This window comes from Spirosoma daeguense, from assembly GCF_054776875.1.
In genome coordinates, this window is sequence record NZ_BAAHBF010000001.1 from 1 (window position 1) to 20,915 (window position 20,915).

Genomic DNA, 20,915 nt, shown 5'->3' on the forward strand with positions numbered 1-20,915 from the left:
GATGAAATTAGCATTACGAAACCTTAACAGTCTCAAAAGTCAATCTACTCTATTAGCTAAGGCTGCGTAACATCAGTAAATAAAAAAAGCCCTGTTATATCAACAGAGCTTTAGGGTTGTGCGCTGGGAAGAAGAGTTATTCCACTTCCCAGCGGGAATCGAACCCGCATCCTCGCCCGTATCAAGGGCGAACTCTATCCGATTGAGCTATAGGACTTCTACTGTAACAATCAAACCAGCTAAAAGTTTCCGCTGCGAAAAATAGTCTGTCAGTTCAACTATCAGTTGAATACTCAGTCTACAATGAGTTAATAAATAGTCTCCACCTTTAAGTCTGTCGGGTTTAGAAACCTATGGCTTATACAGTTAAGCATTAATTTTCAATCTGAGATACTATTACCCATTATTCATCAAATTTCCGTTCCTTCTTCGATGGGTTCGGGAATATGGTGACCCGTTGAATCAAGTGGCGTTGGGCGTGGGCGATTCCGGTTTACCAGATAAAATAATGGTGGAATCAGTAAGGGTGTAAAAAGCAACGTAGTAGTAAGTCCGCCAATGATTACGGTGGCTAACGGACGCTGTACGTCAGAACCGATTCCGCTGGAGATAGCCGCCGGAACCAGACCGATAATTGCTACTACCATAATTGCCATAATGGCTGTGAATTGCTCCTGCGCGGTTTCAATACTAATCTCCAGCAACGACTTCGGATTATCGATCAGATTGCGATTCAGCGCCGACACCAGCAAAACGCCCGCCATTACCGAAATACCAAAAATCGAGACGAAACCAACGCCCGCCGATACGTTGAAGTTGTACCCACGTAGCAACAAAGCTACAATACCACCCGCCAGCGCAAACAGCAAACAGGTGAGTGTCAGCAACGTATCACGAACATTGCCGTATAGCATAAACAGGAACAGGAACACCACGACAATCGTCAGCGGAATCGAAATCGCCAGTTGACCGCCCGCCCGTTCCAGATTCTCGTACTGACCGCCGTAAATGACGCTGTAGCCTTCGGGAATTTTAACGTGTTGCTCAACTTTCTGGCTGATTTCACGCACGAAACCACCCTGATCGCGGCCTCGTATGTTGGTTCTGACCGTCACCATACGTTTGCCATTGATGCGGTAAATATTGGTCTGGCCCTGCACGTAGCGAATGTCGGCCAGCTCACTCATCGGAATCAGCGCACCCGTTGCCGACGGAACCTGTAACAACCGAATCGCATCAATGCTCCCGCGACTTTCGGGCGTAAAGCGGACCATAATATCGTATCGTTTGGCTTCGTCATAAATCGAGCCGATAGCTTTACCACCAATGGCGGCTTCGATCATGTTTTCGATTTCTGCTACGTTGATACCGTATCGGGCAGCGGCTGGTCGGTTGATACGTATCGCCAGTTGATCCTGCGGACCTTCCTGCTCAATATTGACGGAAACAGCCCCGTTCATAGCTTTCACCAGCGCGGCAATGCTATCGGCTTTGGCGCGCATCAGGGTTAAATCGTTGCCAACTATCGAAATAGCCAGATCAGCCGCGCTACCCGTCACGATCTCCATTACCTGATCGATAATCGGTTGTCCCGATGAGAAAAACGCGCCCGGAAACGCTTCCTGTAACTCACTCTGCATCGACCGGACAATATCTTTCTTCGCCACCGAATCCGACCAGGTACTGTAATCTTTCAGACCAACCAGAATCTCCGTACGGTCGGTTGGGAAGGGGTCGGTGCCGTCGTCGTTACGTCCCGATTGGGTAATCACAAAACTGACGGGCTTGTACTTGCTGATGATGTCGCGGATTTTGGGCGCAATTTTCGCGTTTTCCTGAATCGTGATGCCCGACGGCATAAACGCCCGCATAAAAATGGAGCCTTCATCGAGTTCTGGCAAAAATTCGGTACCCAGTTTCAGACCAAAACCAATCATGACCAGTACAACCGCCATCCCTGCGCCAACAACCATTCGTGGAAACCGGAACAACGCCGAACGTAACAGCCATTGATAGCCTCGTTCCAGCGGTGAAAGCAGAAAGTTTTTGTGTTCTTTCAACGGCTTTCCGTCGGGCGCAAGTGCTTTCCGAAACGCGAATGAAATGAGTACAGGAATCAGTGTGAGCGCGCAGATCAGCGAACCGATTACAGCAAACGACAACGTCAATGCCATCGGGCTAAACAACTTACCTTCAACCCGTTGCATCAACAGAATCGGCATATAGGCCAGAATGATGATGGTAACGGAAAAGAAGATTTCCCGCGCTACTTCACCCGCCGAACGTGACGTTACATTCACAATACCCTGATTTCGTTCGGCTGGCCCCGACGATCGGTATCGCCTTATAAGGTGTTCGGCCATAACGCTGGCTCCGTCGACAATAATACCGAAGTCGATAGCGCCCAACGACAGCAGATTGGCCGGAATACCGACCAGTTTCATCAAAATAAACGCAAATAACAACGAGAACGGAATCGTGACCGTAACAACCAGAGCCGCCCGCAGACTTCCCAGAAACAGAACCAGTAGAATCGCAACAATCGAAATGCCCTCAATAAGCGTGTGTGCAACCGTTTCGAGCGAATGGTCAATCAGAAAACCACGGTCGTAGAGAATGCGGAGGTGAACACCTTTGGGCAATTCGCGGGCTTCAAGATCGGCGATTTTTGCTTTCAGGAGTTCCAAGACTTCGCTGGGGTTTTCGCCCCGACGTAGCAACACGATCCCCTCCGTAGCACCAACAACATCCAGATTTTCATCGGGAATCCGATAGCCTAAAATCCCCGACGGCGACGGTGGATTGATTTCGACGCTCGCTACGTCACGTAGTAAAACCGGAACGCCTTCGTTGGCTTTCAAGACGATATGCTGTACATCTTCGGGCGTTTTCAAGGCACCCAAACCACGTACCGCAAAGCCCTGTCCTCCGCGTGAAATGACGTTCCCGCCCGTATTCTGGTTATTTTTCTGAACAGCATCGATCACATCCTGCAAGGTCAGATTATACTTTCGCAGTTTGGCCGGATCGGGAATAACCTGATACTGTTTTATAGGCCCACCAAAGGTTGTTACATCAGCCAGGCCCGGTACCTGAAGCAGTTGCGGAATAATTGTCCAATCCTGTAAATCACGCAATTGCATGGGCGTCATGCTCGACGGTGCTTCAATAACGTAGCGATAAATTTCACCAACCGCCGTAGTCAGTGGAGCCAGTTCCGGGTTTACCCCATCGGGCAGTTCAGCGCTGGAAAGTCGCTCGATAATCTGCTGACGGGCAAAGTAATCCGTAACGGTTTCATCGAAGTTCAACTGCACAACCGACAACCCGAAAATGGTTCGCGACCGGCGGTCTGTTACGTGCGGTACGCTGTTGAGCACCCGTTCAATCGGAATGGTAACCTGCTGTTCTACTTCTTCGGCGGCCCGACCGTCGTACTTGGCAATGATAATGACGTTGGTATCGGCAATATCGGGGTAAGCTTCAATCTTAAGCAGTTTGAAGCACCACAATCCCAGACCCATCACGGCCACCGCCAGACCGACAATGATCCAGCGATTTTTAAGCGAAAACGTAATTAATTTCTGAATCATAAGCGCAGGAATGCCTAATTCTGTGAGGTCAGATGCTTACATCTGATCAATGAGGTTTTTCAAAACCTAATGAATAACACTGGGCAACGCTAGGTTTTGAGAAACCTAACTGGGCAGGTTTAAGTACCGCTTCGGCGGCCCGGCTACCCTCACTAATTTCATTATCTATTAATACCCAAAACTCAAGCCTTTCAATTGCATTACGTTGGCAATGACCACCTCATCGTTTTCTCGAAGGCCGTTTTGCACCACAATCTGGTCGGCGCGTTGTTGCCCAAGCTGGACAGGTCGCCGTTCGATTGTGTTTTTGCCAGCGCGGGTAAATACATAATCACGGCCCTGAACCGTAACAACGGCATCGCGCGGAACGGTAATGAATTTCCCTGATTCGGTCACTCCAAACGCTACGGTCGCAAACATGCCAGCTTTCAGTCGGCCGTCGGGGTTGTCGACCGAAATACGTAGTTTAATCTGTCGCGTGGTATTATCGACGTAATCGTTTACGTTGTCGATACGTCCCGCAAATCGTTCATTGGGGAAAGCCGTAAAATTCAATACGCAGGTTAATCCCCGGCGAATCGCTCCAAACTGATTTTCAGGTATTTCACAAACCACCAACACCGTATTGGGAGCCGCCCGACGTAATTCTTTAGGATCGAAACCGGCCAGTTTCAGCGTCGCTTCGTCCGACATGATAGCCGCTTCTTCATTGGCCAGTTGGGTTTGTGCCTCAATCACTTCCTTACCCGATGCCGCACCATGCGCCTGCAAATCTTTCACCCGTTCCAGATTACCCCGTTCCGTCTGGATGTTGATGCGGTGCTGCAAAATGGCTGTATAATTGTCGGCTAAGCTGGGTTCATCGAACAAAACCAGCCGCTCGGCCGGGTTCTCCACCGAACGTAGCACCATAGCCGCTACGTGTCCGGGCGCCATAAAATCAGTACGTATCGATGAAGCTCGCGACGACTGTGTGGCAAACGGGCGCATCATCACCGAATCCGGGAACGTAATCCGTTTCCCATCCGTACTGATTTCCGGTCGAGGTATGGAACTGACAACCGCCTTTGGTTTTTCTTTACAGGCGGTTAGCAGTATAGCCAGTAAAAGTATAGAGTGGGCTTTCATGCGCTACGTTGGTAATGAGAAATGTAGAATTATACGTCTTCGATAGCCTCTGGCTGTCGGAGTTACGCCAGTAACTAGCCACAACCCATCCGGCAACAACCGACAGCCAGAGGCTATCGAAGACTCTATTTTTCATTGATTTAATACGAGTTAATTTGCCCGGTTACGTAGAGTAGCCGGACGTAGTTCTGTCGATACGTGTATAAATTCTGGTAATACGCCGTTTGGGTATCGAACCATGAGCTTTGCGCCTGCAACAGGTCGATCAACGTAGTGGCTCCTCGTAAGTACGCGTACCGAACAGAAGCCAGCACGCGGTCGGCATCGCGTCGGATGTCAACGTAACGGTCAATATTCTGGCGGCTGGTCATGAACGACTGATAAGCCGTTTCAACTTCCGACCGAATGCGGGTTTGTACCAACGTAGCGGCCTGTCCGGCCTGATCCTGCAATACTCGTGCTTTCTGAATTTCACCCTGATTACGGCTATAGACAGGTAGCTCAATCGTCAAAAATATACCGGCATACGGAACAGCATTCTGCGGGTTCCAGATCAGTCCCGCTTCGTTACGTGGTTTAGCCAGCACCTGCTGAAGATCGATATTACGTCGGGCCGATTCTATGTTAGCTTCAGCAACGCGCACATCGGTACGTGTGGTCGAAGCCAACCGAAGCAGGCTATCGACATTCACGTTTACAGTTGGATAAAGATGCAATGGATTAAAGTCTGGCTGGATGATCGAGTCACTCATGGCTACGTTGATGCTGTCAGCTACGCCCAGCACCAGCCGCAGCTCGTTCAGGCGGTTTTTTAAATCTTGCTGCGCCGTTCGTATCTGGATGTCATACTGATCTGAAACCAGTTGCGTGCGGGTAAGATCGGTGCTGGTAATAACCAGATTTTTCAGGCGGACCTTGTTAAGCTGAATCAACGTATCGGTATTGGATTTAGCGCGCTGTAAAATAGCCAGTTGTATACGCGCATACCATGCATCGAGGTGTCGGTTAGCGGCATCGAACAGCAGATTCCGGGCCGTTTCGTCAACGCTACGTGTGGCCAGTGCGGTGTTCGCTTCGGCAAATCGGTTGCGATACGTTCGCTTGTTGTAAATATCAAATTCTTTGGTGGCCTGCAACCAGAATTGCCGACGTTGCCGATTCAACGTACCAATACCCTCGGCTCCCGGCGTAGGCGTTAACTGAATCAGCGTCTGATTATTCAGGACAGGATTTGGCCGCAGATTAGCCGTTACCTGATCGGCCTGAGCGGTATTTATATTCAGGCGCTCGACACGTAGCACCGGGCTATTTGTGCGCACTTGCTGAAGCGTTTGCCGCAGGGTAAGCGTGGTTTGTGCGGCACTCTTACTTAGTATACCAGCAAGCAGCAGGCAATATATAATTATTCGTAGCGTCATTCGGTTATAAAAGGCGCGACAAAGTAACAAGCTGTATGCCCGCAAAACATCTGTTTACAATTAAAATATAGTTAAATATACTTAAGTAATTGATTAAAAAACTGGAAGCAGATTGCAGAACCCTTTTCGATATTACTGATTTTGATACGTTTAGAAAGCAAGAAATTCAATAAACATTTAGTCTTCAATCACTCAGTTTTACCCTTTTTACAGTATCACTTAATCTTGTTTCAATACAATTACTAGAGCAATAGTCATAATGGTAACTATACCTTTATAAAATCGTATTCAGTATATAATCAACAAAATAAATTCGAAACTAACAGGCTCTCTACCAAATAAACTATTTCTTTTTAACGAATAAAGCACCAAAAAACATGGCTTTAGGTCGACTTACTTGTATATTTACTCAATAAAAAAATAACGAATAATTTATGAGAAAAACACTACTCTTTCTCCTTCTGACAAGTTTTCTACTAATTACTAGTCAGGGGTGGGCACAAACCGTTTCGGTGAGTGGACGGATCACGTCCGGTACCGACAATAGCGGAGTGCCGGGGGCAACCATCGCCGTAAAAGGCACAACGGTTGGCACAACAACAAATGCGGATGGGCAGTACACAATTCAGGTCGCACCGGGCAAAACACTGGTTTTTAGCCACATTGGCTACACGACACAGGAAATTGCTGTGGGTAAATCGAACACCATCAACGTAACACTTCAAGACGATTCGAAGAGTCTGAACGAGGTGGTGGTTACGGCGTTTGGTATCAAGCAGGAAGCGCGTGGCCTAGGCTATTCGGTTCAGAACGTAAAGTCAAAGGAGATTGTCGAGTCGCAGCAGCCGAACATTGTCAATGCGTTACAGGGCAAAGTGGCCGGTGTTCAGATTACGAACTCGGGCGGTGCACCGGGTGCTTCGTCGATCATGCTGATTCGGGGTGGCACCTCGCTGAGCGGCAATAACCAGCCGCTTTACGTAGTAGATGGTATTCCAATCGATAACACCACGCCGGTTGGGCAAGGTGGATTAACCGCCGATATGGCCCCTTCATCGAACCGTGCGATTGATATCAATCCGCAGGATATTGAAACCCTTACGGTGTTGAAAGGGCCAGCGGCAGCGGCTTTGTATGGTCTGCGGGCCGCATCGGGTGTTGTCGTTATCACTACTAAAAAGGGAAGCTCAGGACAAGCTCGGATCAACTATTCGAACAGTTTCTCGTTCGACGTAGTGAACCGTTTACCGCAACTTCAGTCGGTTTATAAACAGGGTGAACAAGGTGCTTTCAATGCCGCATCTGTTGGTTCGTGGGGAACGAAATTCGAAGCCAATGAGCCGATTTACGACAATCTGGGAAGCATTTTCCAGCAGGGATTCACGCAGAAACATGACCTGTCGGTTAGTGGCGGCAGCGAACGGTCGACGTTTTATGGCTCGGTTTCGCGTTTCGATCAGAAAGGTATTGTCAAGAATACCGACTTCGTTCGTAACTCATTCCGCCTTGCCGCTGATACCAAAGTAGGCACTAAATTTTCGATAGGCGGAAGTGCCAACTACATAAAAACGAACCGCGCCTACGTATCGCAGGGAAGTGCAAACGGTGTGCTGGGTGCGGTGTACTGGCCACGTAACGACGACATGAACAATTATCTGAAACCCGACGGTACGCAACGTACCATTGCGGCTAATGATAACCCACAATGGAGCATTAGGAACAAGCCCATTACCAGCGCTGTCGACCGGATTATTGCCATCGGGAACGTATCGTACGACCCGTTCAGCTTCCTGAACATTACGTATCGGTTGGGTACAGATTATTACACCGACAACTTTACCAGCATCCGTTCAACAGGTTCGATGGTGATTGGCGATGAGAAAGGGGCTATTTCACAATCGAGTACAAACAACCAGATCACTACGTCTACGTTGCTTATCACGGCGAAAAAATCGTTCGGTAACTTCAACGCTAGTTTCACAGTGGGAAACAACGCCGAAGATTCTCGTCGGCAGAGTGTTACGTGGTTTGGACGTAATTTTATCGACCCTAACTTTCCAAGCATCAACAACGTAATTGAAACCAATCGGACGGTTTCGCAGAATATTCAACGCCGACGTATCGTCGGGGTATTTGGCGATTTGAATCTGGACTGGAAAGGAATTGCGTTTGTGAACTTCCGGGGACGTAACGACTGGTCGTCGACCCTACCTGTATCCGATCAATCGTTTTTCTATCCGTCGGTTAGCGGTTCGCTTGTGCTGAGCGATCTGCTGAAAGAAACGGGGGCAATGTCGGAAAACAATTTTCTGTCGTTTGCCAAAATCCGGGGGTCGTGGGCGCGTGTAGGTAAAGATGCTCCTCCGCACGTACTGGCCGCTACGTTGGCTACGGTAACCAACGATTTCACGATTGCTCCACGCGGATTTATTTCGAACGTAAACAACTACTTCGGTAATCCAACGCTGAAACCTGAGTTCACCAATTCGTTCGAAATTGGCGCTGATTTTCGTTTCCTGCGCAACCGGATTGGTTTAGACTTTGCGTACTACAAAACCAGCACCGACAATCAGATTCTGGCAACGCGTACACCACCCTCATCCAGTACGTTTCTGGCTTATCTGAATGGTGGTCAGATTGATAACGAAGGGGTTGAATTTATGCTGAATGTGCAGCCAGTACGTGGCAAAATCAGTTGGTCGTCTGATTTCAATTTTGCACACAACAAAGCTACGGTGAAAGCTCTTCCCGGTACGTTAGACCGCGTTGAATTGTCGGATGCATGGGTAGCGGGTTCGGTAGCACAGGGAGCTGCTTTCCTCGGCGGTTCGCTATTCGGCATTAACGGCAACGTCTGGAAACGTAACGCACAGGGTCAGTTGCTGCTCGACAACAACGGCTATCCGCAGGTAAAATCAACGCTGGAATCAATCGGCGACCGCGCTCCAAAATGGACGGGCGGCTGGACAAACACCCTGACCTACAACTCGTTGTCACTTTCGTTCCTGATCGACGTTCGGATTGGCGGGAATGTATACAACGCAACCGAAAACTCACTGGTGGGTTCAGGCTTAAGTATGAAAACGCTGGATCGCGGTCAGACGAAAGTGTTTGAGGGTTTGATCGAATCGACTGGTGAAGCTAATACCAAAGCGGTTGCGCTGAATCAGAACTACTACCAGACGCTCTACACTAAACAAGGCTACGATTTCGTGGAAGACGGCGGCTGGTATCGGTTGCGCTACGTTACGTTGAATTATTCGCTCCCTAAAAGTCTGTTAGCCAAAACGCCGATCAACAACCTGCAATTGTTTGCTACAGGTCGTAACCTGATTCTGATCACCAAGTATTCGGGTGTCGATCCAGAAGTATCAGGTAGTGGTGCGGGCGTTGGTGGTTCGGGTTCGTTCGGGTTCGACAACCTGGGTATTCCGGCCACGCGCGGCTTCGATTTCGGGTTAAAACTGACACTTTAATTGTCTCCAGTCATGAAAAAAATTGTTTCCAGTATATATTTTCTTTCGCTGGGTATGGCCTTACTGACTACGTCGTGTAAGGATTATCTGGACGTCAATAAAGACCCAAACCTGCCCACGCAGGTACCAGCCGCTAACCGACTCGTGGGGGCTATTACCACCACCAACGGAGCCGCGATGTGGCGGGGTGCGCGCGAAATTGCGGGTGTTACGCAGCACGGTGTTACCAAGCTCACTACGGGTACAAACCGGAACGCAGAAACCTGGCGTTTCACAGCGTCTTACTTCCTGTGGCAGAATGCCTACACCTGGGCATTACCAAACTGTATTGATCTTCAACTGCTTGGCGAAAAAGAAGGATCTCCTCACTTTGTCGGTGCGGGCAAAGTATTGGCAGCCCTCAACTACGGCATGCTCACCGATCAGTATGGTTCTATCGTGCTTTCGGAAGGTTACGACGGCGTTTCGCAGGTGAAACTAACCCCAAAAATGGACGACCAGCAAACGGTTTACGCCAGTATCGACAAAATGCTGGACGAAGCCGTTGTGGCGTTCAATAATACCACGAATAAAACTGCCCTGAATGCTACTGGTGGCGATATTATGTACGCGGGTGATGTCGATAAATGGCGTCGGCTGGCGTGGTCGCTGAAAGCACGGCATCTGAGCCATCTATCGAAAAAAGGAAGCCTATATGATGCCAAAAAAGTTATTGAAGCCTGCACCAACGGGTTCAACAAAGATGGTATGGATGCCGAATTTCCGTATCTGGCCAACGCGCAGCAAACCGATCAGAATCCGTGGTTTAGCTGGGGCGGGTTCACCAGTGCTACCGATCCTCGCTATTTCACGTATTCCCAGTTTTTTGTGGATATGTTGAGCAAATTTCCGGTTACGGATAAGGAGTTTCAAGACCCACGTATCAGCCGCATCATGAGCCCCGCTCCTTCCGATGGCAAATACCGTGGCCTGAAACCGGGTGCAGGTCTGGCTGGTGGTCAGGGAGGAACGGGTAAGTTTACGGCAGAGGCTGATTACGGTAAGTTTGCCAACAGCGGTTTCTACACTAAAGCGGCTTCACCATTTCCGTTCATTACGTATTCGGAAGTTAAACTGATCGAAGCAGAGGCCCGGCTCCGCTCCAACGACGTAGCAGGTGCGTTGACCGCTTACGAAGAAGGTGTTAAAGCAAACATGCGCAAACTGGGCGTAACGGCTGCCGAAATCAATACGTATTGGGCAGCTCAGTTGGCCGATGGATTGGCGACTCACTTTGCTAATCAGACGCAGGGCTTGAGCCATATCATGCGGCAGAAATACATTACGTTGTGTCTGAATCCAGAAGCCTGGGTCGACTTGCGCCGGATGGATTATAGCACCGATATTTATGGACCAAGCCTGCAACGTCCGGCTAACCTCAATACGGTTATTTTCGACGCTAACAACGCGAAAGACTGGATTCAGGCAATGGTTTATGAAACCAATGAGCAAAACCGGAATCCGGTAAACGTGGGCGACAACACCGAAAAAACACGCCTGAGAACACCACTCTGGTGGAATCAACCCTAAGAAGCTATTTGAGTTAATCTTTTCGATCATAAAAAGCGCTTTTTCGCCAGTTTAAGGCTTAAAAAAAGCCTCATTTAGCTCTGCTAAACTCCGGTTTTTCAAACCTTAAACTGACAAAAAACCATCGTTTTCTACCTCAAAAATTTAACTCAAATAGCTTCTAAGAATGACCGTTTAGAAAATCCTCTGACAACTGGAGGATTTTCTTTTTTATTTTAGTCCGATACGTTACTCCCTATGAAACCACACATTTTCAACACGCCCGTTTCCTTCCTTTACCTTGCTTTTATCCTTCTGACTTCCTGCGCCCAACCTACATTTCGGATGATCGACAAACCAATCGTTTTCGACGAGGAGCGCAAGAAACTCTCGCTCGAATACCTGTCGAAACGGCACGGTATCGAACAGGCTCAACCGTATATCAAGCCAAAAATGATTGTGCTTCACTGGACGGCTATTCCAACGTTAGAAGCTACGTTCGATGCGTTTAATCCCAGCATTTTACCCGGTCGGGCCGATCTTCAGGCTGCCAGTCGATTGAATACGTCCGTACCGTTTCTGGTTGACCGCGACGGTACAATTTTCCGATGCCTTCCTGATACGGCCTTTGCCCGTCATTGCATTGGCCTGAACTATTGCGCCATTGGTATCGAAAACATCGGCAACAACGACCTCACCAAAGCGCAGATGAAAGCCAATGTGCAACTGGTACGTTACCTGAAACGCCATTACAAAGGCATTGAATACCTGATCGGTCACCACGAATACAAAGATTTTATTGGCACTCCTCTCTGGAAAGAAACCGACCCGAATTACCTCACCGGCAAAACAGACCCCGGCAAATCGTTTATGCGGAAAGTACGGAGCCGTGTAAAAGACCTCAGTTTAAAAGGCAGCCCCAAGCAGATTTAGCAGGCGAAAAAAATAGAGTATTTTCACTCAGTCCTCAAACGTTCTGTATTGTATAATGTCAGTCGTAACGAATCAGAATAATCTGGCTTCCAATTAACCCAAATAATCAAATAGCCAACAAATACATTAATTTTTATATTCTTTCATTGAGATATGTGTTTACTTACAAACAAAGCTACTAAGTCATTCTACTTAACTCACATCAACCGATTATATTTGACAGACTAGCGTAGTAGTCAACATGGTAACGGCAGATAAAGTACTAATTGAGAAGCTCAACCAGTTGATTGACGATCATCTCGATGAGTCTTCTTTTACGGTCGAAACCATTTGTGAGAAATTAGGCGTCAGTCGTTCGCATTTACACCGAACCCTCAAAGCCCAAACTGACCTTTCGATATCACTTTACATCCGGAAACGCCGGTTACGTAGAGCAAGCCATCTTCTCACAACCACCGATCTGCGTATTTCTGAAATTGGTGATCTGGTGGGATTTACTAATCCGCAGAATTTCAGTACGTATTTCATTGATGAGTTTAAGATCAGTCCTTCCGAATTTAGGAAACAGCTAAGCCAGCCGACATCAAAAATTGAGGTTTTTTCGCCAACTCTACCCTTACCCGACGTAGCACCGCTGCCCAACGTAGTGGATGATTCTGTTTCGGTAAACTCCTCCACTCCAATTCTTAAAAGGAAGCGGAACGTAGTGATTTATGGAAGCCTTGTTGCTATGTTACTGGTCATTATTGCGGTCGGTTGGTACGTTTGGTCATACAAATCTGTTAGCGAACGTAGCACCCAATCGGCCAGTCAATCGCTGGTCATCCTTCCTTTTCTTAACCTGGGCGATACCAACAGCAACCCTGCCTGTGAAGGTATAATGGACGATGTGCATACCTCGATCTCAACCATTAAAAACTTAAAAGTTATTGCCCGATCTTCATCAGATAAGTATAAGGATGCAAAAAAAACAATCTGGCAGATTGGCGATGAGTTACAGGCAGACAACGTACTGAAAGGAAGCGTACTAAAAACAAGGGATCAAATACAGGTAAAACTCGATCTAATTAGTACAAAAAATGATATTCGGTTATGGACCAAAAAATACAATACGGCCTACAAGGACATCTTTAATCTGACCGATCAGATTGTCCGTGATGTAGTTCAGCAATTGAAAGTGCCGTCTGCTACGTCGGCGTCCGAAAAATTAGCCTTTGCCCGAACGAAAAATCTCGACGCCTACAATCTGCTCTTACAAGGCAAGCAATTGCAGGTCAGTCGTATGGACGAGGATTTGACGAAAAGCATTTCCCGACTTGATCAGGCATTGGCCCTCGATTCAAGCTTTGCCGAATTGTATGCGCAGAAAGCCGTGGCTTATCACTTGTTGATGGGTTCGACCAAGATAGATGCACAGACTTCGAACAGAATGACCGAGGAAAATGCCCTGAAAGCGATTCGACTCGACCCAACCAATAGCACCGCCTACGCGGTATTAGGTAGTCTGTATTATTCGACATACCAATGGCAGGCATCGGAGAATGCGTTTCGAATTGCCTTGCAGAACAACCCTAACGACGCTCAGGCGTATCATTGGTATGGTTTACTTATGCGCACAACCGGGCGTTTGCAGGAGGCTATTCATTACAGTTCACAGGCTGTTTCGCTTGATCCGCTTCACCCCATTTTTATGGCTGTGTATATCATTAACTGCTCTTTGGCCGGCCAATTCGATTTAGCGCGTGAAGGCATCGAAAAAGGACTGGGACTTTTTGATAAATCGTTCTCTTTTCAGAGCGCTTTGGCCTATTACTGGATGTGTCAGGCCAACTATGGTAAGGCCGTTGCTGCCTATCGGCAAGCGCAAATTGAAAACCCGGACGATAAAGGGCAAACACCTATTTTACTGTATTGTGAAGCTAAAAACGGTAATCGACCCAAAGCCATCCAATTTCTTCAGGAGTTAAAAGCCCCCACCGCTCGATCTCACTACGAGCGAGCGGTGGTTTTTGCCGGACTCAATCAGGCTGATAGCAGCATGTATTATCTGAAAAAAGCTGCCGACGGGGGATATCTGTATCGCGACACGAAAGTGATGCCGCCCTTTAAGCCCTATCATTCACATCCATTGTTCAAAGCAGTTATGCGCCAGTTTAAGTTGCCCGAGTGATACTAAATGAATGTTGGCCCCACTATTTTTAGTCACGAACGGTCAGCACTTTCAGTCTGTTTTTAGCCTCCTCATTGTTGGGATTTACGACAACCGCTTTCTGATACGTAGCAACAGCCTCCTTTTTCCGGTTTAACGCTTCATACGTTTTTGCCAGACTCACCAGCGCAATATCCCGACCCGGAAACTCGGCAATGTTGTTTTCGAAAATAAGTCGGGCATCGTCATAGCGTTTCAGAGTAACTAATTGATTTCCCAGTTGATCCATCGCCAGCCAATCGATGTAATAATGGGCGGTGTCGGCCTTCATTCGTTTATAGTCTTCAATGGCTTTCGTTGCATTCTGATTGGCGAGTGAGGTTTCCAGAACTTTATGCACAGGCTGCTTCAGCACAACGGGTTTATTATGAAGAATGCGCATCAGGTTTTGAGCAATTCCAAAAAAATGAGTTGGGGCGCTGTTGCAGAGGAAAACAACCAGACTATTGGTTTCGGGCATACGAACCATGAACGACAGAAATCCTTCGGTCATTCCCAGATGATAATTGGCAAAAACACTATCGGTTGGGGTGTATTTAAATTGCTGGTTGAACCAGCCAAACCCATAGCGCCACGGCCTTATGCCGGGCGTAAACATTTGCCCGGTCAGGTTTTTGTTCAATAAGGTGTTTTCGGTAATTGCCAGATGAAGCTTGAATAAATCGTCGACGGTTGAGTAAATATCGCCAGTGCCCATCGTATTCGACTGATCGCGAAAATCGGCACTGGTAAATCCGCCCAAACTATAATCATAGCCCGATGCTCGTTGCGGCACAATCTGGGTATGATAATACGAACCCGAATGACCCATGCCTATTTTATCGAAAATATCGTCTTTCATGAGTTTCGCATACGACTTTCCCGTCACCTGCTCCATGATGTATCCGAGCGTAAAATATCCCCAGCTACTGTAGTTATAATTTGTGCCAGGCGTGAACACAAGCGAGGAGTCCATGTATAGTTTCAGGTACGCATCCCGGCTGAAATTCTGGCGACTGATTCGGGGAAAGAAATCGTTGATGATATCGTAATTCGGCAGGCCCGACGTGTGGTTTAGTAGTTGTCTTATTTTTATACGACTGCCGTTTTTCTTCGAAAACTGAGGCAGGTAATCGGCTATCGTTTTGTCTAAATCCAGCAGACCTTTCTGAACCTGAATCAGTGTCAGAATAGCCGTTAGCGGTTTTGATACAGAACCAATCATAAATTTTGTATCGGTGGTGTTCGCTACCTTCCATTCCCGATTCGCCATTCCGAAAGCGTTTTTATAAATTACCTTCCCGTTTTCGGCCACTAATACACTTCCATCGAACATATTGAACTGATGATACGTCTTCATCAACTGCTCCAGACGTTCTGACTTGCTTTGCGCTTTACCGGATAAAAAAGACAGGAGAAACAGGCAGATAACCAGAAAAAGTGCTTTCATCGTCTTGTTGGCTAAGCTATTCACAGCTTCTTACTACGTTGTTTTGCAGGAACTTACCACAAGGTACAAATAACCATCAGGTAGTTAATACAGTCACCGAGAGCGCAGAAGGATCGGCATTTATGATAACTTTACCAGACTGGCATTACAATTCAAAACATTCCTCTAAAATACGCTTACTACGTTCATCAACAAGCCAATACAAACCTGACGATCATGAAGCATTTACTACGTATTCTCCTGATTTTCACCTACTCGGCGTCTATTGCCCAGACTCCACCCAAAAACCTAAAAATCAACCAGCAACGTATTCAGACCCGGTTGCTGGAGTTGTCGAAGTTTGGCGAATTACCGAATGGTGGAATAGGCCGTGTTGCGTACAGCAAAGCCGATCAGGAAGGGCGTGCTTATTTTATTGGGTTAATGAAAAAAGCCAAACTCGACGTAACGATTGATTATGCGGGGAATATTATTGGCCGCCGAAAAGGGAAAAATCCGGCGCTGAAACCAATTGCCTTTGGCTCCCACATCGATAGCGTACCGAATGGTGGGAATTACGATGGCCCGGTTGGTTCTATCAGCGCACTGGAACTGATTGAAACGCTTAACGAAAACAACGTAGTAACCGAACACCCGTTGGAGCTCATCATTTTTGCCAACGAAGAAGGCGGAACCGTCGGCAGTGGTGCTCTGATTGGTAAAATTACCCCGGCTGCGTTGAAATCGATGACGCAAAGTGGCCTGACGATAGCCGATGGTATACGGGCCATTGGTGGAAATCCAGATAGTCTGAGCAAGGTAACCCGCAAGAAAGGCGACGTAGCAGCCTTTATCGAACTGCACATTGAACAGGGCGGCATTCTGATGAAAGAGAATCTCCAGATTGGTGTCGTGGAAGGAATTGTCGGCATTCAACACTGGGACGCAACGATTGAGGGCGCGGCTAACCATGCGGGTACAACACCGATGGACGCCCGTCGCGACGCATTGCTGGCTGCCGCCAAATTGATTGTTGCCCTGAATGAGGTTGTTACGAGCCATGAAGGGCGGCAAGTGGGCACCATCGGAAAAATAGCAGCCGAACCGGGCGCTTATAATGTGATTCCCGGCAAGGTGGTGCTGGGCGTAGAAATCCGGGATTTATCGCATGATAAAATCTGGAAGTTATTTCAGGAATTCGAAGCCAAAGCCAAAGAAATTGCCAAAATATCGGAAACGAATATTTCCTTCGCACAGTCGTCTATTGGTGTAACGCCCGCGCTCACGGCCAAACCGATTCAGAACAAAATCATCGCGTCGGCTAAAGCTTTGGGGCTTTCTCACCGATACATGCAAAGCGGAGCCGGACACGATTCGCAGGAAATGGCGCAGATTGCGCCCGTAGGCATGATTTTCATTCCCAGCGTTGGAGGTATCAGCCACTCACCCAAAGAGTTTTCTAAAGGCGTTGATATCGGCAACGGTGCCAACGTATTGTTGCAAACTTTGTTAGCACTTGATCGGGAGTAATTGACCCTAAACATAGTGATAAGACGTATCGAGCAAACACGTTATGAAGAATCAACTTATACAACTGACATTACGTTCTGCCGCTTACACGCTGGTAATGTATGCTGTCTTTTTTTTGCTGAATACTACGTTGCCCGGCACTACGTGGGAGGGCATGGTTGTCAGTAAATCAGCTCTGACGGGCGAGTATTGCGAACATAATAACGTAAGCCGATTTTTTCATCAGACGGTTAATACGTACTCCAATTTAGTGTATTTCTTCTTTGGCGTTTTTGTTTGCCTGCTTGCGCGAGCAGACAGTAGAACTCAACCGCTAACAACACCGAATCGGCTTCAGCAATTTCCGTTACTATCTTGGCTCACAGGTGCCTGTTTGTTATATCTGAGCTTCGGCAGCGCATTTTTTCATGCCTCCCTTACATGGGCTGGGCAGCGGGTCGATATGAACGGTACGTATGGTATCACGATTGCCTTGGTGAGCATCGCCATTTACCATGTTTTCTATCGAATCAATTTGTCGGAATCAGCAAAGCGGATTTTCATCGGTATTACCGTTTTGCTGATTCTATCGTTTTATGAAATCCATCTGCTGGTTCCAAGTAGTATTCTATTACCTGCCCTGATTTTGCTAACCTGGCTATTAATTAGCATCAATTACGTTCAGTTCAGGCGGGAGCGGTCTGTTTTGCTGGCTATTTCCAGCATTGTACTAATTCTGATTGCATTGAAAATCAGGGCACTCGACGTACAAAAATTCGGCTGCAATCCGCATTCACTTTATCAGGGTCATTCGGTCTGGCATCTGCTGGCGGGTTTGAGTAGCTTTTGCAGTTACGCATTTTTTAGATTTACGCCTTCCCGAAGCTAATTAACTAACTAAGAACGTATCAAGCTCCTGATTCTCATTGTTTATACCATGCCTGAGTAGGGAGCGGCAACCGTCGACTATCGAAAGGTGTTTTTCCGGGGCCATAATTAGCAACCAGATAATCCAGAATCGGTTTTTCGGTTTCGCCCAGATCCCAAAGTTTCTGCGTACGCTGCATCCAGCGAATACGTTCGATCCATTTATCGCGATCAAAACGGCTTTGCAAAATCAGCTTGCTCGAATGACAAACCGTACATTGCCCCTTTACTAAAACCATATTCTCGCCGAGCGCCAACCCTGTTTCGGTATCTACAGCAACACCTTGTGCGTTGATCGACGTAGCGGCTGCCGGTACGGTGGCAGTAGCTTTTGCTACGTCAGTTTTAGGTTTATCGACCTGCTTAGTGGGTTGATGGACAGGAGCCGATGTACGTGCCTTCGTTGGCTTTTTTTTGGCTGGTACTGGCTGCTGAGCCACCCATGCGCATAAAAGCCAGACGCACAGACTGGCAGCCAGCCATCGGTATTTTGTTTTCATTGATACGTTCCTCATTACGTTCTGTATTGGTCCCTTTTCCCGGCTGCGATGGGTTTTGTCTTATTAAACCACTTTAATCGCAATCCGGTGACAGGCATTGTTGATATATCCTTCGGGGTTCCACTGGGGCATTACCATCGGTTGCGATACGCCTTTATCGTCGGTAGCGCGTGCCCAGATTTCGTAGTAGCCCTGCGTCGGGAAGTTTACCTCGGCGGTCCATTGTTGCCACGCCAGTCGATTTTTAGGTGCTTTCAAATCAGCCTTTTGCCAGGTCGATCCAAAATCAATTGATACGTGTAATTCCTTCGCCACCCGATCACCGGCCCATGCGTGGCCCCGCAACGAAAGCTTCTGACCTGCCGGAAACTCCAGCCCGGTTTTGGGAAACGTAATGACTGATTTGACAGGCATCGACTCAATAATTTTAAACTCGCTCGCGGGCGGATCAACGCCGGGCACAACCGGATGGATAGGTACCCGATAGCTTTTGCCCGTCATCTTGGCGCCATCGTGCACTTTATTCCGAACGGCAATTGTATGCAACCATTTACCCGAAACCGATGCGGGCCAACCACCAACGACCAGACGTAGCGGGTAACCGTGTACTGCCGGAATATCTTTACCATTCATGGCCCAGGCCACCAGCGTTTCGTCTTCCAAGGCTTTGGCAATGGGCACCCCCCGCGAGATTACCGCCTGATTAGGGTCGCCACTCAGGTGCAAATCTTTGCCGTAGTAGCCAATGTAAACAGCCGTATTATCGATGCCCACGTCGGCCAGAATATCTTTCAACCGAACACCTGTCCATTCGGCGCAACTGACGCCCCCTTCGGTCCACTGGTTTCCGGCTGTTTTAGGGAAATAGCCCGCGCGGCCATTGCCCCCGCATTCCAGCACCAGTTGATACGTATAGGATTTAAACTTGGTTTTTAGCTCGGCCAGTGTGTAGGTTTTAGATGTTTTAACCGATTCGCCGTTGATAGTCAGTTTCCAGTTGGCAACATCGACATTGGCCGGAATTTGTCCATTGTTACGAATAAACATTTTATCGGCAGGAGTCACCGCATCGTCCAGCAGATAAGCAGGTGTTTCAACGTTCCATGGTTTATCGTTCAGTATGACCAGATTTTTGTCTTTATCAACCATTGGATCGACTGGTCCATCGGTATGGCCGAACACGAAAGGTAGATAATGCCGGGGCAATCGGTCGGCAAACACGATGTTCGTACCGAGCAGGCTTGTCAGGGTCGCTAGTGATGTCGATTTCAAAAAGCCCCGCCGGTTGAAGAGCGTTGTTTGGTTGTGGTTGTTTTTCATGAACAATAAAGCAGAAAAAGGGATGCGATTAACTAGCCAATCAGACTGGAAAGTTAAACGAATCCTTCCGGTGTTCGCATATCTCGGCTGTATATTACCCGATTAAATAAAACAATCAATAAACGTATATACCGCTACGTTCAGCAATCAGCCGCCCTATCAAATCAATTATAAACAAAGCAATGACTCTGAACAATTTATTGTTGAGCAATAAATCTGTTTCCCAAAACCGAGGTGTGCTACGTAGTACTCACGCTGTCTTTGACGGTAAGACTCTACTAAAACACGCTGTCTGACACAATAGACGAAGTTTTGGCACAATACACGAAGTTTTTGACACAATAGCAGAAGCCTTTTGGTGCACAAACCGACAACTTGTGTCCACCAAAACACCATATTCAACTGCTATGCCACCACCTTCCCTACCCACTGTTTTCCGGTTCTGTCCACCCAGTCGCAAGCCAATTCGGCATTGGCTTTCTATCTCCCTAATGGGGCTGTTGTGGGCCTGCAATTCCGGCCAATCAGCGGAGCTGGAGCAGGCCCAGGCAGCCAATATGAAGCTAACCAAAACCCTGCATAACCACCTCAACAAACAAGACTGGAAAGCGGCCGAAAAGCTGTGCGCCCAGACGGTACGTTACCGGGGCCGAGCCACACACTTTGCCGAAGTCGATGAACCCAAAGCACGATTTTTACGCCATTATCGTGCTACGTTGCCGAGTGCCAGAACTGGCTCGATTGAGATTCGGCAGTTGTATCCGGCGGGTGCCTATCATGTGATTCTGGAAGGTATTTCGACAGCGGAAACATCCGATACTACATTGCCCATCTGCTTCATTTATACCATCGAAGACCAGCACATTACCCGACTTTACGCTTATTGATTTTATCAAATTTCTCAACTGCAGAAGGCACTACGTCTCCTAACCCATAATTGATTATT

Annotated in this window: 14 protein-coding genes; 7 read left to right on the top strand and 7 right to left on the bottom strand. The window is 47.8% G+C overall.

From position 1 onward, the window contains the following. Positions 1-410 precede the first annotated feature (410 nt). The 4 genes from ACYVD4_RS00005 to ACYVD4_RS00020 form a co-directional block, all read right to left on the bottom strand. Positions 411-3,593, bottom strand: a complete 3,183-nt coding sequence (locus ACYVD4_RS00005; protein ID WP_460941487.1) for an efflux RND transporter permease subunit — start codon at positions 3,591-3,593, stop codon at positions 411-413. 168 nt (positions 3,594-3,761) lie between these two features. After that, positions 3,762-4,721: an efflux RND transporter periplasmic adaptor subunit gene (locus ACYVD4_RS00010; RefSeq protein ID WP_460941488.1), complete on the bottom strand. Its 960-nt coding sequence runs from the start codon at positions 4,719-4,721 to the stop codon at positions 3,762-3,764. Further along, the gene (locus tag ACYVD4_RS00015) at positions 4,672-4,857 is read right to left on the bottom strand and encodes a hypothetical protein (protein ID WP_460941489.1); all 186 of its coding nucleotides are present in this window, start codon (positions 4,855-4,857) and stop codon (positions 4,672-4,674) included. The genes ACYVD4_RS00010 and ACYVD4_RS00015 overlap by 50 nt, the downstream gene beginning before the upstream one ends. Before the next feature lie 4 nt (positions 4,858-4,861). Further along, entirely contained in the window at positions 4,862-6,139 is a 1,278-nt protein-coding gene (locus ACYVD4_RS00020) for a TolC family protein (RefSeq protein ID WP_460941490.1), read from the bottom strand. 434 nt (positions 6,140-6,573) lie between these two features. Between ACYVD4_RS00020 and ACYVD4_RS00025 the strand changes: the two genes are divergently transcribed. The 4 genes from ACYVD4_RS00025 to ACYVD4_RS00040 all read left to right on the top strand — a co-directional run bounded on the left by ACYVD4_RS00025 (position 6,574) and on the right by ACYVD4_RS00040 (position 14,266). Then, positions 6,574-9,615 (top strand): SusC/RagA family TonB-linked outer membrane protein, encoded by a 3,042-nt coding sequence (locus tag ACYVD4_RS00025; RefSeq protein ID WP_460941491.1) that lies wholly within the window; start codon positions 6,574-6,576, stop codon positions 9,613-9,615. 12 nt (positions 9,616-9,627) lie between these two features. Further along, complete coding sequence (locus ACYVD4_RS00030; protein WP_460941492.1) at positions 9,628-11,184, top strand: SusD/RagB family nutrient-binding outer membrane lipoprotein; 1,557 nt, start codon at positions 9,628-9,630, stop codon at positions 11,182-11,184. Positions 11,185-11,421: 237 nt separating this feature from the next. Beyond that, positions 11,422-12,096 carry a peptidoglycan recognition protein family protein gene (locus tag ACYVD4_RS00035; protein ID WP_460941494.1) on the top strand — a complete coding sequence of 225 codons (675 nt, stop codon included), beginning with the start codon at positions 11,422-11,424 and terminating at the stop codon, positions 12,094-12,096. Between the two features lie 241 nt (positions 12,097-12,337). Next, positions 12,338-14,266 carry a helix-turn-helix domain-containing protein gene (locus tag ACYVD4_RS00040; protein ID WP_460941496.1) on the top strand — a complete coding sequence of 643 codons (1,929 nt, stop codon included), beginning with the start codon at positions 12,338-12,340 and terminating at the stop codon, positions 14,264-14,266. A gap of 28 nt (positions 14,267-14,294) precedes the next feature. On the opposite strand, the gene ACYVD4_RS00045 is transcribed toward ACYVD4_RS00040, so the two are convergent. Then, the gene (locus ACYVD4_RS00045; protein WP_460941498.1) at positions 14,295-15,734 is read right to left on the bottom strand and encodes a serine hydrolase; all 1,440 of its coding nucleotides are present in this window, start codon (positions 15,732-15,734) and stop codon (positions 14,295-14,297) included. Positions 15,735-15,950: 216 nt separating this feature from the next. Here ACYVD4_RS00045 and ACYVD4_RS00050 point away from each other — a divergent pair, with 216 nt between their 5' ends. Both ACYVD4_RS00050 and ACYVD4_RS00055 read left to right on the top strand, forming a co-directional pair. Continuing rightward, on the top strand, positions 15,951-17,243 hold the full coding sequence (locus tag ACYVD4_RS00050) for an allantoate amidohydrolase (RefSeq protein ID WP_460941500.1): 1,293 nt from the start codon (positions 15,951-15,953) through the stop codon (positions 17,241-17,243). A 43-nt stretch (positions 17,244-17,286) separates the two neighbouring features. Continuing rightward, positions 17,287-18,111, top strand: coding sequence for a ceramidase domain-containing protein (locus tag ACYVD4_RS00055; RefSeq protein WP_460941502.1), 825 nt, complete (start codon positions 17,287-17,289; stop codon positions 18,109-18,111). A gap of 34 nt (positions 18,112-18,145) precedes the next feature. Here ACYVD4_RS00055 and ACYVD4_RS00060 read toward each other — a convergent pair whose 3' ends face one another. Together ACYVD4_RS00060 and ACYVD4_RS00065 are read right to left on the bottom strand one after the other, a co-directional pair. Beyond that, positions 18,146-18,649 carry a hypothetical protein gene (locus tag ACYVD4_RS00060; RefSeq protein WP_460941504.1) on the bottom strand — a complete coding sequence of 168 codons (504 nt, stop codon included), beginning with the start codon at positions 18,647-18,649 and terminating at the stop codon, positions 18,146-18,148. Positions 18,650-18,712: 63 nt separating this feature from the next. Then, positions 18,713-19,969, bottom strand: a complete 1,257-nt coding sequence (locus ACYVD4_RS00065; protein ID WP_460941506.1) for a sulfite oxidase — start codon at positions 19,967-19,969, stop codon at positions 18,713-18,715. A gap of 377 nt (positions 19,970-20,346) precedes the next feature. Here ACYVD4_RS00065 and ACYVD4_RS00070 point away from each other — a divergent pair, with 377 nt between their 5' ends. Further along, complete coding sequence (locus ACYVD4_RS00070) at positions 20,347-20,856, top strand: nuclear transport factor 2 family protein (RefSeq protein ID WP_460941508.1); 510 nt, start codon at positions 20,347-20,349, stop codon at positions 20,854-20,856. Positions 20,857-20,915 lie beyond the last annotated feature (59 nt).

Coding starts and splice junctions, on each gene's coding strand:
- ACYVD4_RS00005 (WP_460941487.1), bottom strand. CDS start 3,593: ATGATTCAGAAATTAATTACGTTTTCGCTTAAAAATCGCTGGATCATT.
- ACYVD4_RS00010 (WP_460941488.1), bottom strand. CDS start 4,721: ATGAAAGCCCACTCTATACTTTTACTGGCTATACTGCTAACCGCCTGT.
- ACYVD4_RS00015 (WP_460941489.1), bottom strand. CDS start 4,857: ATGAAAAATAGAGTCTTCGATAGCCTCTGGCTGTCGGTTGTTGCCGGA.
- ACYVD4_RS00020 (WP_460941490.1), bottom strand. CDS start 6,139: ATGACGCTACGAATAATTATATATTGCCTGCTGCTTGCTGGTATACTA.
- ACYVD4_RS00025 (WP_460941491.1), top strand. CDS start 6,574: ATGAGAAAAACACTACTCTTTCTCCTTCTGACAAGTTTTCTACTAATT.
- ACYVD4_RS00030 (WP_460941492.1), top strand. CDS start 9,628: ATGAAAAAAATTGTTTCCAGTATATATTTTCTTTCGCTGGGTATGGCC.
- ACYVD4_RS00035 (WP_460941494.1), top strand. CDS start 11,422: ATGAAACCACACATTTTCAACACGCCCGTTTCCTTCCTTTACCTTGCT.
- ACYVD4_RS00040 (WP_460941496.1), top strand. CDS start 12,338: ATGGTAACGGCAGATAAAGTACTAATTGAGAAGCTCAACCAGTTGATT.
- ACYVD4_RS00045 (WP_460941498.1), bottom strand. CDS start 15,734: ATGAAAGCACTTTTTCTGGTTATCTGCCTGTTTCTCCTGTCTTTTTTA.
- ACYVD4_RS00050 (WP_460941500.1), top strand. CDS start 15,951: ATGAAGCATTTACTACGTATTCTCCTGATTTTCACCTACTCGGCGTCT.
- ACYVD4_RS00055 (WP_460941502.1), top strand. CDS start 17,287: ATGAAGAATCAACTTATACAACTGACATTACGTTCTGCCGCTTACACG.
- ACYVD4_RS00060 (WP_460941504.1), bottom strand. CDS start 18,649: ATGAAAACAAAATACCGATGGCTGGCTGCCAGTCTGTGCGTCTGGCTT.
- ACYVD4_RS00065 (WP_460941506.1), bottom strand. CDS start 19,969: ATGAAAAACAACCACAACCAAACAACGCTCTTCAACCGGCGGGGCTTT.